Source organism: Nocardioides sp. NPDC127514 (assembly GCF_040302125.1).
Taxonomy (GTDB): domain Bacteria; phylum Actinomycetota; class Actinomycetes; order Propionibacteriales; family Nocardioidaceae; genus Nocardioides.
In genome coordinates, this window is record NZ_JBEORF010000019.1 from 13,659 (window position 1) to 29,041 (window position 15,383).

Annotated in this window: 15 protein-coding genes; 11 read left to right on the forward strand and 4 right to left on the reverse strand. The window is 68.4% G+C overall.

What is annotated here, in order from left to right; translation table 11 throughout:
• Window positions 1-4: 4 nt before the first annotated feature.
• The 7 genes from ABTX24_RS16180 to ABTX24_RS16210 are packed head-to-tail and all read left to right on the forward strand — an operon-like array spanning window position 5 to window position 5,136.
• A complete protein-coding gene (locus ABTX24_RS16180) occupies window positions 5-592 on the forward strand; it encodes a hypothetical protein (protein WP_350840904.1) in 588 nt (195 codons plus the stop codon).
• Window positions 589-1,500 carry a transglutaminase family protein gene (locus ABTX24_RS16185; RefSeq protein WP_350840906.1) on the forward strand — a complete coding sequence of 304 codons (912 nt, stop codon included), beginning with the start codon at window positions 589-591 and terminating at the stop codon, window positions 1,498-1,500. The genes ABTX24_RS16180 and ABTX24_RS16185 overlap by 4 nt, the downstream gene beginning before the upstream one ends.
• A 16-nt stretch (window positions 1,501-1,516) precedes the next feature.
• Window positions 1,517-1,987 (forward strand): nuclear transport factor 2 family protein, encoded by a 471-nt coding sequence (locus ABTX24_RS16190; RefSeq protein ID WP_350840908.1) that lies wholly within the window; start codon window positions 1,517-1,519, stop codon window positions 1,985-1,987.
• A 20-nt stretch (window positions 1,988-2,007) separates the two neighbouring features.
• Window positions 2,008-3,009: a zinc-binding metallopeptidase family protein gene (locus tag ABTX24_RS16195; RefSeq protein ID WP_160026525.1), complete on the forward strand. Its 1,002-nt coding sequence runs from the start codon at window positions 2,008-2,010 to the stop codon at window positions 3,007-3,009.
• 53 nt (window positions 3,010-3,062) lie between these two features.
• Window positions 3,063-3,674, forward strand: coding sequence for a CDP-alcohol phosphatidyltransferase family protein (locus tag ABTX24_RS16200; protein ID WP_350718528.1), 612 nt, complete (start codon window positions 3,063-3,065; stop codon window positions 3,672-3,674).
• Window positions 3,671-4,132 (forward strand): hypothetical protein, encoded by a 462-nt coding sequence (locus ABTX24_RS16205; RefSeq protein ID WP_350840910.1) that lies wholly within the window; start codon window positions 3,671-3,673, stop codon window positions 4,130-4,132. Before ABTX24_RS16200 ends, ABTX24_RS16205 begins: the two co-directional genes overlap by 4 nt.
• A 38-nt stretch (window positions 4,133-4,170) precedes the next feature.
• The gene (locus tag ABTX24_RS16210) at window positions 4,171-5,136 is read left to right on the forward strand and encodes a glutathione S-transferase family protein (protein WP_350840912.1); all 966 of its coding nucleotides are present in this window, start codon (window positions 4,171-4,173) and stop codon (window positions 5,134-5,136) included.
• A 15-nt stretch (window positions 5,137-5,151) separates the two neighbouring features.
• On the opposite strand, the gene ABTX24_RS16215 is transcribed toward ABTX24_RS16210, so the two are convergent.
• The gene (locus ABTX24_RS16215) at window positions 5,152-5,736 is read right to left on the reverse strand and encodes a hypothetical protein (protein ID WP_350840914.1); all 585 of its coding nucleotides are present in this window, start codon (window positions 5,734-5,736) and stop codon (window positions 5,152-5,154) included.
• Window positions 5,737-5,820: 84 nt separating this feature from the next.
• Window positions 5,821-6,870, reverse strand: a complete 1,050-nt coding sequence (locus tag ABTX24_RS16220; RefSeq protein ID WP_350840916.1) for a DUF2855 family protein — start codon at window positions 6,868-6,870, stop codon at window positions 5,821-5,823.
• Between the two features lie 248 nt (window positions 6,871-7,118).
• Here ABTX24_RS16220 and pdhA point away from each other — a divergent pair, with 248 nt between their 5' ends.
• The 4 genes from pdhA to ABTX24_RS16240 all read left to right on the forward strand — a co-directional run bounded on the left by pdhA (window position 7,119) and on the right by ABTX24_RS16240 (window position 12,680).
• Window positions 7,119-8,255 (forward strand): pyruvate dehydrogenase (acetyl-transferring) E1 component subunit alpha, encoded by a 1,137-nt coding sequence (gene pdhA / locus ABTX24_RS16225; RefSeq protein WP_201451197.1) that lies wholly within the window; start codon window positions 7,119-7,121, stop codon window positions 8,253-8,255.
• Window positions 8,252-9,229 (forward strand): alpha-ketoacid dehydrogenase subunit beta, encoded by a 978-nt coding sequence (locus tag ABTX24_RS16230; protein ID WP_160026532.1) that lies wholly within the window; start codon window positions 8,252-8,254, stop codon window positions 9,227-9,229. The genes pdhA and ABTX24_RS16230 overlap by 4 nt, the downstream gene beginning before the upstream one ends.
• A complete protein-coding gene (locus tag ABTX24_RS16235; RefSeq protein WP_350840918.1) occupies window positions 9,223-10,500 on the forward strand; it encodes a dihydrolipoamide acetyltransferase family protein in 1,278 nt (425 codons plus the stop codon). The genes ABTX24_RS16230 and ABTX24_RS16235 overlap by 7 nt, the downstream gene beginning before the upstream one ends.
• Window positions 10,501-10,613: 113 nt before the next feature.
• Entirely contained in the window at window positions 10,614-12,680 is a 2,067-nt protein-coding gene (locus ABTX24_RS16240; protein WP_350840920.1) for a calcium-binding protein, read from the forward strand.
• 87 nt (window positions 12,681-12,767) lie between these two features.
• Here the strand turns inward: ABTX24_RS16240 and ABTX24_RS16245 are convergent, their stop codons facing one another.
• Window positions 12,768-14,420 carry an ABC transporter permease gene (locus ABTX24_RS16245; RefSeq protein ID WP_350840922.1) on the reverse strand — a complete coding sequence of 551 codons (1,653 nt, stop codon included), beginning with the start codon at window positions 14,418-14,420 and terminating at the stop codon, window positions 12,768-12,770.
• Complete coding sequence (locus ABTX24_RS16250; protein ID WP_350840924.1) at window positions 14,417-15,367, reverse strand: ABC transporter ATP-binding protein; 951 nt, start codon at window positions 15,365-15,367, stop codon at window positions 14,417-14,419. The genes ABTX24_RS16245 and ABTX24_RS16250 overlap by 4 nt, the downstream gene beginning before the upstream one ends.
• Window positions 15,368-15,383: the final 16 nt, after the last annotated feature.

The following is a 15,383-nucleotide window of genomic DNA, read 5'->3' on the forward strand; positions in this document are numbered from 1 at the left end:
TGGCATGGACAGTACGTCTGATCGCGAGCACGAGAAGGCTTCCCGCAATCGGCCGCGCGGTCGGCGCGTGGTCTGGGTGGGGAGACGACCTCCCGTCGAAGGCGCTCCGCCAGCACTTCCGGGGGTCGTTGTGGAGGACTTGCCCGACGGTTGGACGTTCGTCTCGTGGCTCGACAAGGACGGCTGGTACTGCCCTGATGCGGTCTATGAGGTGAAGAACCTACGAGTGGTCTCCGAAGCTGAGTTCGACGACGCGGTCCGTGCTGTCCGCAGCAGGCCAGATTGGAAGGGGATCGTTCATGACGTCGTGGACGATCCGGAGCCGTCGCCGTACGTCGTCGGTGCCTCGGTCATGTGGATCGGGCCGGTTCTTGGGGACAACGGCTGGGACCCATGTATCGACGCCTGGAGACTGGCGGTGTTCGGCAGCGCATCTGGGCCGCCGGCTCGTGGCCATCGGGGTCGAATCGTCGAGATCTCGCCGAGCGGGGCGCTTCGTGTGCGGTGGATCGACGGGGATGGCGAATTCGAGGCACGAGACTTCATCGACCCCGGCGACGTGGCGGTGCTCGGGATAGCATCCGGCGGGTGAGATACCGGGTCAACCACACGACGACCTACTCCTATGACGAGGACGTGACGAACTCGTTCGGGATCGCCAACGTCACGCCGCGGGAACTGCCTCACCAGCATGTCGAGAAGGCCGAGGTCCGGATCACGCCGGCGCCCGCGGACCAGTCGAGCGATGTCGACTTCTACGGCAACACGGTGACGTACTTCCAGGTCCTCGAGCCGCATCGGCTGCTCGAGATCACGGCGGTCTCGGAGGTCGAGGTCAGCACGCCGGTCTATGACGAGGCGAGCTTCGACCAGCCGTGGGAGCGGGCGCGGCCGCTGGTCGACCCGACGATCCCCGGCGCCTGGCGGGCGACCGACCTGGCGGTGGCGTCGCCGCTGGTGGAGCACACCCAGGAGGCGTACGACTTCGGTGCCGTCTCCTTGACCGAACAGCGACCGATCGTGGAGGCGGCGGAGGATCTGATGCATCGGATCCATGCCGGGTTCGACTACGACGACACCGCCACGACGGTCACTTCGACGATCCCGGAGATCTTCGAGGCCGAGGGTGGTGTCTGCCAGGATTTCGCTCACCTGATGTTGGCCTGTTTTCGAGCGCACGGGCTCGCGGCCCGCTATGTTTCCGGCTACCTCGCCACCACCCCTCCGCCGGGGAAGCCGCGGCTCGTCGGAGCCGATGCTTCCCATGCCTGGGTGGAGGTGTGGGTGCCCCACTACGGGGCAGACCGCAGCGGCGCGGGGACGGGCCAGTGGCTCGCCCTCGACCCGACGAACGACACCAGAGCCGACGATCGCTACGTGAGCGTCGCCTGGGGGCGTGACTATGCCGATGTGCCTCCTGTGAAGGGGGTCATCTACACCGAAGCCACCACCTCGACCTTGACCGTCTCTGTCGATGTGGCCCCCGACCAGCAGGAGTGAAGTTACGGTGTTGCTCGTGGGACAGCCTCCGCAGCGGGCGAGCATCGTGACCCGCGGCAGCCGCTGGCGTCGCGGAGTACGCATATCCGGAGTGCTGGTGGTCGCCGCGGCTCTCACCGCGCTCACGCTCTGGCTGCTGGCGCGCGGCTCGACCCCGGCCGAGGTCACCCGCGAGTTCATGGAGACCACCTCGGTCACGACCCTCTACGAGCTGGCCTCCGACGAGGGCGACGAGCTTCTCGACGGTGGCGGCGCGAGCGCGATGATCGACGCCGCGGAGGGGAAGCGCACCTACGCCGACCCCAACCCGCGCGCGGTGAGCCGGGACATGGTCTTCGGTGAGCCGGAGATGTACGGCGACGCCGCTCAGGTCACCGTCAGGGTCTCCTACACGGCCGAGGACGGCTCCGTACCCGACGAGTCGATGGTCGTGGTCCTCGTCCGGGAGGACGGCGAGTGGCGCGTCGAGAGCTGGGGGACGGCCTGAGACGGCCGATGATGGGCGACATGGAAGCGTTCACCTGTCGGGAGTGCGGCAACCGTCTCTACTTCGAGAACTCGGCGTGCGTCTCGTGCGGCACCCGGCTCGCCTACTCCCGCGAGGAGCGCGCGATCGTTCCGGTCTCGTCCGAGGGCAGGTACGTCGACAGCGAGGGCTACATCTGGTGGGTCTGCGCCAACACGCTCGAGACGGGATGCACCTGGCTGGCCCGTATCGAAGGCGGCATCTGCTTCGCCTGCGAGCTGACCCGGACCCGGCCCAACGACGCCGCGCCCGAGTTCGTCCAGCAGCAGTACTCCCTTGCCGAACAGGCGAAACGTCACCTCGTGGTCGAGCTCGACAACCTCGGTCTGGAGATCCGTACCAAGGCCGAGGACCCGGCCGAGGGGCTCACCTTCGACCTGCTGGCCAGCGACGGCGTCGCGTCCACCCCCGACGTGGTCATCGGTCACGACGGCGGCGTGATCACGATCGACCTGGCCGAGTCCGACGACGCCTATCGTGAGCACGTCCGGGCGACGCTCGACGAGCCCTACCGCACGCTGCTCGGCCACTTCCGGCACGAGGTCGGCCACTACTACGAGTGGCAGCTGGTCCGTGGGCCTGAGCTGATGGAGCGCTGCACCGAGGTCTTCGGCGACGAGTCGGTCTCCTACGAGGAGTCGCTCCAGCGCCACTACTCCGAAGGGCCACCCGCGGGCTGGACGGAGAACTACATCTCGACCTACGCCACCATGCACCCCTTCGAGGACTTCGCCGAGACCTGGGCCCACTACCTGCACATCCGCGACACGCTCGGGTCCGCGGCGGCGTACGGGCTCGCCGACCCGGTGCCCGCCGAGATGCCGTTCCGGCAGGTCGTCACCGACATCTGGGTGCCCCTCTCGGCCGCGCTGAACGTCATCAACCGGTCCATGGGCCACGACGATCTGTATCCCTTCGTCATCCCGCCCGCGGTCCTGGACAAGCTCGACTTCGTGGCCTCCCTGGTGCGCGAACAGCGCTGAGCCGCAGGTCGATTCCACCGGGCTACGCCCATCGGCACTCTATGCTCCGGACCATGATCGAAACCGCCGTCGTCCTCGACGCCAAGGAGCGCGCCCGGCCCGAGTCGGAACGGCTGTGGACGTCGGCGACGGTGATCACGTTCGTACGCACCATCGCGTCGGTGGTGCTGTCGGCGAGCGCTGCGTCTCAGGGCAGCCTGACGCTCCTGGTCATCGCGCTGGTCGTCTACTGGGCCGGGGACAGCCTCGACGGCGCGGTCGCCCGGTGGCGCGACGAGGAGACACGGATCGGCGGCGTGCTCGACATCTTCTCCGACCGTCTCTGCGCGGCGGCGTTCTACGTTGGGCTGGCGTTCCTGCAGCCCGACCTGTCGCCGGCGATCTTCGTCTACCTGGCGGAGTTCATGGTGATCGACTGCTTCCTCTCGATCGCCTACCTGGCCTGGCCGATCAAGAGCCCGAACTACTTCTACGTCATCGACCGGACGTTGTGGCGGTGGAACTGGTCCCATCCCGGCAAGGCGCTCAACTCCGGGCTCTTCGCGATCCTGCTGCTGGTCACCGGATGGATGTGGCTGGGGCTGGCGATCGCCACGGCCCTGCTGATCATGAAGTGCGTCTCGCTGGGACGGCTCCTCAGGATCGGCATACCCGTGCCCAGATGAGACTACTGATCGGCACCCTGCTCTTCTGTCTCGGCTCTGCGCTCATCCCGGTGATGAACGCCGAGGCGTACCTGTCCGTCGTCGCCCAGAACTCCGGTTGGTGGCCGCCGTTGCTCGGTTTCGTCGCCGGTCTCGGCCAGACCGGCGGCAAGGTGGTCTGGTACTACGCCGGTCGTGGGTCCACCCAGATCCCCTGGATCAGGAAGAAGCTCGAGTCGCCCAAGTGGCAGGGCTCCTATGACCGCTGGTACGCCCGGACCTCGGGTCGCCCGGTTCTGGCCACCGCACTCCTGGCCGCGTCGGGCCTCTCCGGCTTTCCGCCGCTCGCGGTGATGTCGGTGCTCTTCGGCGCGTTGCGGTTCAACCTGCCGATCTTCACGCTCACGGTGCTCATCTCTCGTGCGCTGCGGTTCTGGTTGATCCTGGAGGCGGCAGGTCTCGCCTGGACGTTCCTCTGATTCGCTTCAGGATTCAACCACAACGTTAGAGTGAGCCCATGCGGGAGAAGGCGACCTACGTACAACCGGGCACTGAGTTCAACCGGGACATGAACTACATCCCGGACCGGATCACGCGAGACGCGCGGAAGCCCGAGTTCGGGCCGAGCGACGTGCCGTTGTGGCCGGTCGAGCCGGGCCGCTACCGGCTGGTCGCGGCCGCCGCGTGCCCGTGGGCCAACCGGGCGATCATCGTCCGCAACCTGCTCGGGCTGCAGGACGTCATCTCCCTCGGCCTCGCCGGCCCGACGCACGACGCCCGGTCGTGGACCTTCGACCTCGACCCCGGTGGCGTCGACCCGGTGCTCGGTATCGAGCGGCTGCAGGAGGCCTACTTCAAGCGATACCCCGACTACCCGCGCGGCATCACGGTGCCGGCGATCGTCGAGGAGGCCACCGGCAAGGTCGTCACCAACGACTTCCCGTGGATCACCCACGACTTCTTCCACGAGTGGACCGACTTCTTCGCCGACGACGCGCCCGACCTGTGGCCGCGGGCGCTGCGCGAGGAGATGGACGAGGTCAACCAGCGGGTCTTCACCGAGGTCAACAACGGGGTCTACCGGTGTGGCTTCGCCGGTTCCCAGGAGGCGTACGACGCGGCGTACTCACGTCTCTTCGCCGCCCTCGACTGGCTCGAGGAGCGGCTCTCCGGGCAGCGCTACCTGGTCGGCGACCACCTCACCGAGTCCGACATCCGGCTGTTCACGACGCTGGCCCGCTTCGACGCGGTCTACCACGGCCACTTCAAGTGCAACCGGCAGAAGCTGGTCGAGTTCCCCGCGCTGTGGGCCTACGCGCGCGACCTCTACCAGACCCCAGGGATCGGCGAGACGCTCGACTTCGACCAGATCAAGCAGCACTACTACGTCGTCCACACCGACCTGAACCCGACGCAGATCGTCCCCGCCGGTCCCGACCTCTCCGGCTGGGACGAGCCGCATGGGCGCGAGTCGCTGGGCTGAAAAGAAGGTTTTCCTTCAGCCGGCGTAGTAGCCGGTGCGCTGCGCCTGCTGCTGACGCTGACGCTCGGCGCCGACCGCATTGAAGTACGCCGAGGACGGCCGCACCCACAGCAGCACCAGGATCGCGATCACCAGCAGCGGGTCGATGATCGCGAGCACCGTGCTCCCGGCCGACATCGGCATGGTGGCGCCGCCGAGCGCCGCATTGCCGGCGAGGTTGGCAACGCTCGACAGGCTCCCGGCGAGCGAGAGCGCGCCGAGCACGGTGGCGATGATGCGCGCCCAGTTGCGGCCCTTCCCGTTCATGACCGCCATCCAGATCCACAGCCCGATGGCGATCAGCCCGAAGACGGCGCCGCCGATCTGAATGATCGGGACGAACACGTCCGCCATCTCCCGCGCGTCGAAGACGGAGGGGTCGTACGTCGGCTGCTTCTCCATCTCCGTGATCATCAGCGTCTTCATCTCGGTGGTGTCCATGGTGAGGAGGAAGACGGAGGAGACGACACTCAGCAGGCCGCCGAGCCACATCCCGTAGACCGCGTACGTCAGCGTCGTGGGCCGTTCGATGGGCTGGCTGTAGCCGTACGGATCGGACATGGTGCGCCTCCGGTGGTCTAGGGGGCGCGACTCTAGCGGCGCCGGACGGTCGCGACCACGGAAATTCCGACCCTCGACGGGAAATCAGCCCGCGTTGGGGAGGAAGACGTGGCCGACGGCAGGGTCCGTCGAGCCGTCGTGGAATCCGGCTATCACCGCCGGGGCGTCCTCGAGGCCGGTGTGCTCGAGCAGCTCGATCGATGGCTGCTCCGTTCCTCCTACGCGCTCGAGGAAGGCTCGCTCGTCGCGTCGATAGCGCTGCATGAACGCGCGCGACTGGCCCTCGGCCTTGTAGGCGTCGAGCTGGACGGCGGCGAAGAAGAAGACCGGAGCCGGTCCCACGAGGCTGTCGTCGGCCTCGGGGAAGCCGTCGGCTTGGGTCGACCCGATGAGGCAGTCGAACGCGAGCCGGTCACCGAAGTGCTCGTGCACCCGGCGACGCAGGTCACCATCGCCTGACAGGTCGACGTACACGGTCCGTCTGGTGCTGTCGATGGCTGTCAGATCGGCGTACTCATGTGTCGCTGTGTAGTGGCCGAGGCCCTTCACGAACTCGACGTTCCGGGCGGAGGTGAGCGCGATTCGCTGTGCCGGTGAGTCGGCGAGGCAGTAGGCGGCGCCGTACGCCGTCTTGCTCGAGGCGCTCGAGATCACGAACTGCTCGGCGTCGAAGAAGTCGCGATCACGGAGGTAGTCGGCGGCGGTGTAGGAGGTGATGAACAGGGCGCGGAAGATGGCGGTGAGGCTGTCCAGGCGCGGATCGGACTCTCGGGGTTCGAACTCGTAGAGGTTGTAGACCTGAGGCGTCCCGGTGCGGTGTCCGGCACCGTCGACGAAGCTGCGCGAGGTGACCGACGTGGGTCGCATCGTCAGATGGGTCGCGATGGGGAAGTAGCCGAAGACCCGCGTCCCCACGGGGACGTCGGAGGCCCTCGACTCGATGATCTCCGCGTGCCCCCACGCCGGCATGCAGCCGTACCCGGACTGTTGGGCCGGGAACAGATTCCAATAGCCCAGAGCGTCGCCGTAGACGGCGTAGGTCATGTTGTTCGTCGTCAGGGCGAAGCGTTCGATCCGTGCCAGCACCTCACCCTCGTCGAGCTGTGGTGTCGGGAGTTCCACCAGGTCAGCCACGCCAAGGTCGCTCTTGAGCGACTCCACTCGGGCAAATCGAGTCATCGGTTCCTCATCTCCTGGGCCGGGACATCAGCGCGTCCCGTAGAACTTACTAAGCGCTTGCTTAGTTGTCTATGTTCACGTCGCTCGGACCCTTTCTCTCCCCGGGGCCGGGTACCGTGTGGCTATGCCGATGTGCCACGGATCACAAGCCCGTGATCGGCGTAGCCAGCGGTGGCAACCCCACCCCGTGTGAAGGAAGCGTGATGACTGAATTTCTGGATCCGAGCCCCAGCCACACCGACATGGTGCAGCTGCTGAACCCCGAGGGAGAACGGGTCTCGCACCCGGACTTCGAGTTCTCACCCGACCGACCTGAGGACGAGGCCGTACGCGGCTTCTACCGCGACATGGTGCTGACCCGCCGCCTCGACGTCGAGGCCACCGCGCTGCAGCGCCACGGCGAGCTGGGCCTGTGGGCACAGCTGCTGGGCCAGGAGGCGGCGCAGATCGGCGCAGCCCGCGCGCTCGCGCCCCAGGACTTCGTCTTCCCGACCTACCGCGAGCACGGCGTGGCCTGGTGTCGCGACGTCGACCCGATGCAGCTGCTCGGACTCTTCCGGGGCACCGACCAGGGTGGCTGGGATCCCGCCGAGCACAACTTCGGGCTCTACACGATCGTCATCGGCGCCCAGACCCTGCACGCGACCGGCTACGCGATGGGTGTCCAGATGGACGGCCTCGTCGGCACCGGCGACCCGACCCGCGACACCGCCGTGGTGGCCCACTTCGGCGACGGTGCGTCCTCGCAGGGCGACGTCAACGAGGCGATGGTCTTCGCCGCCTCCTACAACGCCCCGGTCGTCTTCTTCTGCCAGAACAACCAGTGGGCGATCTCCGAGCCTGTCGAGCAGATGGTCAAGGTGCCGCTCTACAAGCGTGCCCAGGGCTTCGGCTTCCCGGGCATCCGTGTCGACGGCAACGACGTGCTGGCGACGTACGAGGTGATGAAGTCGGCGCTCAAGCGGGCCCGCGAAGGTGGCGGGCCGACGATGATCGAGGCCTACACCTACCGGATGGGTGCCCACACGACCACCGACGACCCGACCCGCTACCGGGTCTCCGACGAGGTCGAGGCCTGGAAGCTCAAGGACCCGATCGCCCGGGTCGAGGCCTATCTGCGCCGCGGCGGCGGCGCCTCGACCTCCTTCTTCGCCAAGGTGGAGGCCGAGGCCGAGGAGTTCGGCGAGCGCCTGCGCGCCGGGATCCACTCGCTCCCCGAGCCCGATCCCGTACGCCTCTTCGACAACGTCTACACCGAGCTGCCCGACGAGCTGCGGGAGCAGCGCGACGGCTACGCGGCGTACCTCTCCTCCTTCGAGCACGAGGGGGCTTCTCGATGACGAAGATGACGCTGGCGAAGGCGCTCAACGCAGGGCTCCGGCGCGCGATGGAGGACGACGACAAGGTCGTCCTGATGGGCGAGGACATCGGCCGGCTCGGTGGTGTCTTCCGGATCACCGACGGGCTGCAGAAAGACTTCGGCGAGGCCCGAGTCATCGACACGCCACTGGCGGAGTCGGGGATCGTCGGCACGGCGGTCGGGCTCGCGCTGCGGGGCTACCGGCCGGTGGTGGAGATCCAGTTCGACGGGTTCGTCTACCCGGCGTACGACCAGATCGTGTCGCAGGTGGCCAAGTTCCACTACCGCTCCGGCGGCCGGGTCGCGATGCCGATGGTCATCCGGATCCCGTTCGGTGGCGGCATCGGCGCGGTGGAGCATCACAGCGAGTCGCCGGAGGCGCAGTTCGCGCACACCCCTGGTCTCAAGGTGGTGGCCTGCTCGGACCCGGTCGACGCCTACTGGATGATCCAGCAGGCGATCTCCCATCCCGACCCGGTGATCTTCCTGGAGCCGAAGCGGCTCTACCACTCGACCAAGGCCGACGTCGACGTCGACGCCACGCCTGGTCCGCTGTTCGCCTCACGGGTCACGCGCACCGGCACCGACCTGACGATGCTGGCCTACGGGCCCACCGTGAAGACCGCGCTGACCGCCGCCGAGGCGGCCGCGGGGGAGGGCAAGTCGGTCGAGGTGATCGACCTGCGCACGCTCTCGCCGCTGGACATGGCGCCGGTCTACGAGTCGGTGCGGCGTACGGGTCGGGCCGTCGTCGTCCACGAGGCCCACGTCAACCTCGGCCTCGGCGCCGAGCTCGCCGCCCGGATCACGGAGCAGTGCTTCCACTCGCTGGAGGCGCCGGTCCTGCGGGTCGGCGGGTTCGACACGCCCTACCCGCCGGCGCGGGCGGAGGAGTACTTCCTCCCCGACCTCGACCGGGTCCTCGATGCCGTCGACAGGAGCCTGGCATGGTGAACGAGTTCAAGCTGCCGGATGTCGGCGAGGGCCTCACCGAGGCCGAGATCGTCGAGTGGCACGTCGCGGTCGGTGACGTCATCAAGGTCAACGACCCCGTCTGCGACATCGAGACCGCCAAGTCCGTCGTCGAGCTCCCCTCGCCCTATGCCGGGGTCGTCCAGGAGCTTCTGGTCGAGGTCGGCACCGAGGTCCAGGTCGGCACCCCGATCATCCGCATCGGCGACTCCGCCGAGGCGTCAGCCCCGTCGGCCGAGGCGTCAGCCCCGTCGGCCGAGGCGTCAGCTCCTGAGCCGGACGAAGCCGAGAAGCCGCTGACGCTGGTCGGCTACGGCTCCAAGGAAGACGCAGTCGTACGCCGCAACCGCACCGTCTCCGCGCCGGCAGCCGCCGCGGGCACCGGTGTGCTCGCCAAGCCGACAGCCCGCAAGCTCGCGCGCGACCTGGGTGTGGACCTGGCGACCGTCACCCCCGAGCGGGACGACGGGGTGATCACCACCGCCGACCTGGAGAATCTGACGTCCGCCCCAGCGTCGTCGACCGAGCCGGCAGCGCCGGTCGGGGGTGAGCGCCGTGAGCCGATCAAGGGCCTGCGCAAGCAGATGGGCCAGGCGATGGTGGACTCCGCGTTCACCCTGCCGCACGTCACGATCTGGACGACGATCGACGTGACACGTACCTCCGAGCTGGTCGCCGGCCTCAAGGCCAACCGCGACTTCGCCGAGGTCCGCGTCAGCCCCCTGCTGATCGTGGCCAAGGCGTCGCTGCTGGCGATGCGACGTACGCCGATCATCAACTCGTGGTGGGACGAGGCCGCCCAGGAGATCGTCTTCAAGGAGTACGTCAACCTCGGCATCGCCGCGGCCACCCCCAGGGGTCTCCAGGTGCCGAACGTGAAGGGCGCCGACCGGATGTCCCTGGTCGAGCTCGGCACCGCGATCAACGAGCTCACCGTCACCGCTCGCACCGGCAAGACCCCGCCGGCCGACCAGACCGGCGGGACGTTCACGATCACCAACATCGGTCCGTTCGGTATCGACGGCGGCGCCCCGATCATCAACCCGGGCGAGTCCGCGATCCTCTCCGTCGGCGCGGTCAAGCGCCAACCGTGGGTCGTGGGCGAAGGCGACGACGAGCACATCGAGCCCCGCGACGTCTGCACCCTCGCGCTCAGCTTCGACCACCGCCATATCGACGGCGAGGCCGGCTCCCGCTTCCTCGCCGACGTGGCCAGGATCGTCGGAGACCCGAGCACGGCGCTGCTGTTCTGACCCGTTCGACAATCGCTCCACAGAACGGCAATTCGCTACCTCGAGGGGTATCGGATCTGGAACGATCCTCAGGCCCGCGCTGACGCGGGCCTGAGGATCTTCTGGAGGCAGGAATGGTGCTCCTGACGGGGCGCACGCTGCTTGCCGGGATCGTCGCGACGGCCGCCTCGGCGACCGTGCTCGTGGCGAGTCCCGCAAGCGCGGCGACAACATCGACCGGCGTACGTTGCACGATCGTCGGCACATCCGGCGCAGATGTCCTGCGAGGAACATCGCATCGCGACGTCATCTGCGGTCGCGGCGGCAGCGATGTCATCTATGCGCGTAGCGGCAACGACCTGGTCGACGGTGGCGGCGGCAACGACCGGATCTACGGCAGCTATGGCACCGACAAGCTGCTCGGTGGGACCGGGCGCGACAGCATCCGTGGTGAGGCCGGCGCGGATGTCCTCTACGGCGGACCTTCGTCCGACTACCTCTACGGCGGAACCTCGGACGACACGATCCGCGGTGGCTCCGGGAACGACCAGATCCAGGGCGATGACGGTCACGACCAGATCTACGGCGAAGCCGATCCGGACACGATCAACGGTGGGACCGGCTGGGACGTGCTCTACGGCGGGACAGGCGGTGATCGCATCCTGGGCGGCAAGGGCAACGACCGAGCCTACGGCGGAGACAACGCTGACGGGCTGTACGGCGGAGCGGGCAACGACCAGCTGCACGGCGGCAACCACAACGACCTGGTCCTCGGCGAGGCCGACGCTGACAAACTGTGGGGCGATGCAGGAGCCGACCAGGTCAGGGGCGGTAGTGGCGCTGACCAGCTCTCCGGCGGCGACGGCAACGATCAGCTCGAAGGTGAGAGCCACAACGACGTCCTCAGTGGTGGCGCCGGGACCGACCAGCTGACCGGTGGTACCGGCGTCAACCGATGCAGCTATGACACCTATGACTACCTGCTCGGCGGGTGCGGCACCGACAAGTCGGCTCCGAAGGTGCTCGGCGTCACCTTCTCCCCGAGCTCGATCGACACCACCCTGGCCGACGTGAAGGTGCGCGTGCGGGCACACCTCACCGACGACATCGGGGTCACCTGGGCGCAGGGTCATGTGAACGACCCCGAGCGCCCGAACAGCGGGCCCTCGCTGTACATGCAGAACATGACGAAGGTCTCCGGCGGTCCCCGCGACGGCTGGTGGGAGTACGTCATCACCGTCCCGCGCTATACGCCGGCCGGCACGCTGCGAGCGAGCGTTCTGCCCGAGGACGCCGCAGGCAGGATGGGCAGCGGCTACGAGATGGGGTCGCTCACGGTCGCGAACCGCGACCCCGACACCGAGCCCCCGAGGATGAGCGTGACCGCGCTCTCCCCGAAGACCATCGACGTGACCACCGGCGCGAAGACTGTCCAGGTCTCGGTGCGCGGTGTCGACCCCAAGGCGGGGATCGGCAGGGTCGACATCTGTCTCTCGCAGCCGGGCATCGCGACGAGCGTCGACCCGCATCCGATGTACGACGGGGTCGCCTGCCAGGACGCGGTCCCGAGGACGTCCGGCACGATGCGCGACGGGATCTGGACGACCAAGCTGACCGTTCCGAAGAACTCCCCGGGCGGCATCTACAACGTCGTGGTAGACGCCGAGGACCGCATCGGGTTCCGGGCGACCTGGATGGGCCCCGAGGCGTATCAGGCATACGCGGCGGGCACCTGGTCCGCTGGTGACGTCCGCGAGCTCACGGCCGCACTCACCCGCGTCGAGGTCAAAGGACCGGGGCGTGATACGACGCCCCCGAAGCTCGCGCAGGTGACGGTCTCGCGGACGAGCGTGAGCGCGGCCGCCGGCGACGCGAAGATCCATGTCCGTGCCCGGGTGACGGACGCGTACGGGCCGAACTCCGGCGTCAAGGGAGTCGACGCGACGGTCCTGTCCGGCGGGTTCAGCTCCGACCCGTCCTTCCCGCGCATCACCTTGAAGCGGACGAGCGGAACGGTGTTCGACGGCTGGTGGGAGGGCGATGTGGTCGTCACGCAAGGTACGCCCTCAGGGAGCTACCACCTGTGGATCGGCATCTCCGACGTGGGAGGCAACGGTGATGGCTACACCGACGCCGATCTCGCCGGCGACGGGAGCTACCGGGCGCACCCCGACATCCCGGTGCTCACTGTCACCGGCTGACGCGGCCTCCGCCGAGACGTCAGCAACGCCGGTCGAGTGGGCACCACGGTGCCCACTCGACCGGCGTACGTGACTTCTCGGCAGGCGTCAGCCGTGGATGTCGCGGCGGCGGAAGCCGACGAGGGCGGCCAGGAGCAGCGCGACCGCGACGCCCAGCAAGCCGAGGGTGTGGCTGGCGGGCATGGTGTCGACCAGGGTGTTCTCGACCCACCAGTACGGCGAGAGGCCGCGGAGCCAGTCGGGGAGGTCGAGCATGTCGGCCAGGATGAGGACAACGAACATCCAGCCGAAGAGGGCCCAGGCGGCCCCCGAGGCGCGGGGGACCCAGGCGTAGAGGGCGAGTGTGAACCCGAGAAGCACGAGCACCGCGGGCACGTAGGCGAGAGCCAGGCCGGTGAAGTCGGCGAAGCTGATCGAGTCGAGCCCGGCGACGTACGCACCGAGGGCCATCGCCCAGATGCCGCTGAACAGCACGACCAGCGACCCGAGGGTCGCCACCAGCGTGCCCGAGAGCAGCCAGCGCAACCGGGCGACGGGCTTGGCGAGCACCAGTGCCGCCCTGGTCGCGTCCTCCTCCGCCTTGGCCCGGAGCGTCATGATGATGCCGTACGCCGCGGCCCCGAAGGCCGAGTAGGCGCCGATGAAGGCGGCGAACGTCCGTACGAGCTGGTCGCCGGAGCCCTTGAGGAGATCCTCGTAGAGCGGGTTGTCGCCCATCGCCTCGACCATGTTCGGCACCTCGTTGAGGATGGTGCCGGTGGCGAACCACATGGCCGCCAGACCGAGCGTGGTCCACAGCAGGCCGGCGCGCTGGCGCACCCAGGCCAGGGCCACCGGGCCGGCGAGCATCGGGGAGGCGTCGGCCCGGCCGCGGCGTACCTGCACCATGCCGGCGCCGAAGTCGCGGTGGGAGCCGAGGACGGCGGCGACCACGAGGAGCACGAACGCCACGACCACCGCGATGCCGAGCGGCCAGATCCGGGTGTCCACGAAGACGCGGGTCTGGTGCACCCAGGCGATGGGGGAGAGCCACGAGAGCGGGCTGCCCAGCGGCTCCTGGATGTCGCCGATGACGCGGGCGACGTAGGTGACACCGAGAACGCCGAAGGCCATGCCCAGCGCCCCGCCGCTGCTCTCCGAGACCTGGGAGGTAACCAGCGCGACAGCGCCGTAGACCAGCGCCGCGAGCGCGATCCCGTACGACATCACCGCCGAGTCGACCGGGTCGAGCCCGACCCCGACGAGAGCCAGCGTGCTGGCGGTCGCGACGAGCATGTTGGTCAGGAAGACCTCGACGATGACCGCGATCGACGGCGCGTGCCGCCCGAGGACACCGGCCCGCATCAGCTCGGAGCGGCCCGACTCCTCCTCGGCGCGGGTGTGGCGTACGACCTGCAGGATCGTCATCACGGCGAGCGAGATCGTCACCCACAGGATGAGCTCGTTGGCAGCCGCGACCCCGGTCGTGTAGTTGTCGAGGCCGTAGCCGGGCCCAGCCATGGCGATCATGGCGGGGCTGCTCAGCGTCGCCGCCCTGGCGGCCCGGGCCTCCGGGTCGTCGTCGAGCACGGAGTACTCCCCGCCAGGGGCGAGCGAGGCGAGGTAGAGCAGCGCGATCAGGACGGTCCATACCGCGATCCGGATCCGGTCGCGCCGGAGCATGAACCAGATCAGGTGGCCGGTGCCGGTGAAGTCCGACAGGGCCGTACGTCGCGGGACGACGGTCGCGACCGCACTCATGACGCGTCCTTCTCGGTGTCGGAGGACTCGATGACGTCACCGTAGTGGCGCATGAAGAGCTCCTCGAGCGAGGGCGGCGTGATGGTCAGACCGTGTACGTCGAGGTCGGTCAGGGTCTTGAGCACGTCGCCGACGGCGTGGTTGTCGACGTCGAAAGCGACCCGCGTGCCGGCACCGTTCTGGCTGGTCTCGAGGTCGTTGACGGCCTGCAGGCCGCGCAGCGCGGACGGGTCGCCGCCGACCGTGGCGACGACGGAGGAGCGAGTCAGGTGGCGCAGCTCCTCGAGCGTGCCGGACTCGACGGCGACGCCGGCGCGGATGATCGTGACGGTGTCACAGACCTTCTCGACCTCGCTGAGGATGTGGCTGGAGAGCAGCACCGAGGAGCCCTCGGCCTTGGCCTCCCGGGCGTACTCGGTGAACACCGCCTCCATCAACGGGTCGAGACCGGAGGTGGGCTCGTCGAAGATGTAGAGGTCGGACTGGTCGAGGAAGGCTGCGACCAGGGCGACCTTCTGCCGGTTGCCCTTGGAGTAGGTGCGCGCCTTCTTGGTCGGGTCGAGGTCGAACCGCTCGAGCAGCTCGGCCTTCCGTGCCTTGCGCTTCGCCTTGTCGCCGCCCGGCTTGAGCCGGGTGAGGTAGTCGATGCACTCGCCACCCGAGAGGTTCGGCCACAGGTTGACGTCGCCGGGGACGTACGAGATCCGCTTGTGCAGCTCGACCGCGTCACGCCAGACGTCGCCGCCGAAGAGGCGGGCGGTGCCGGAGTCGGCGCGCAGCAGCCCGAGCAGGACCTTGATCGTGGTGGACTTGCCGGCACCGTTGGGGCCGAGGAAGCCGGCCACCTGGCCGTGCTGGACGGTCAGGTCGAGGCCGTCGAGGGCCTTGAAGGAACCGAAGGACTTGTGCAGACCCGCGATCTCGACCGCGGGGATGTTGTCGGACATGGGAACTCGCTTCCGC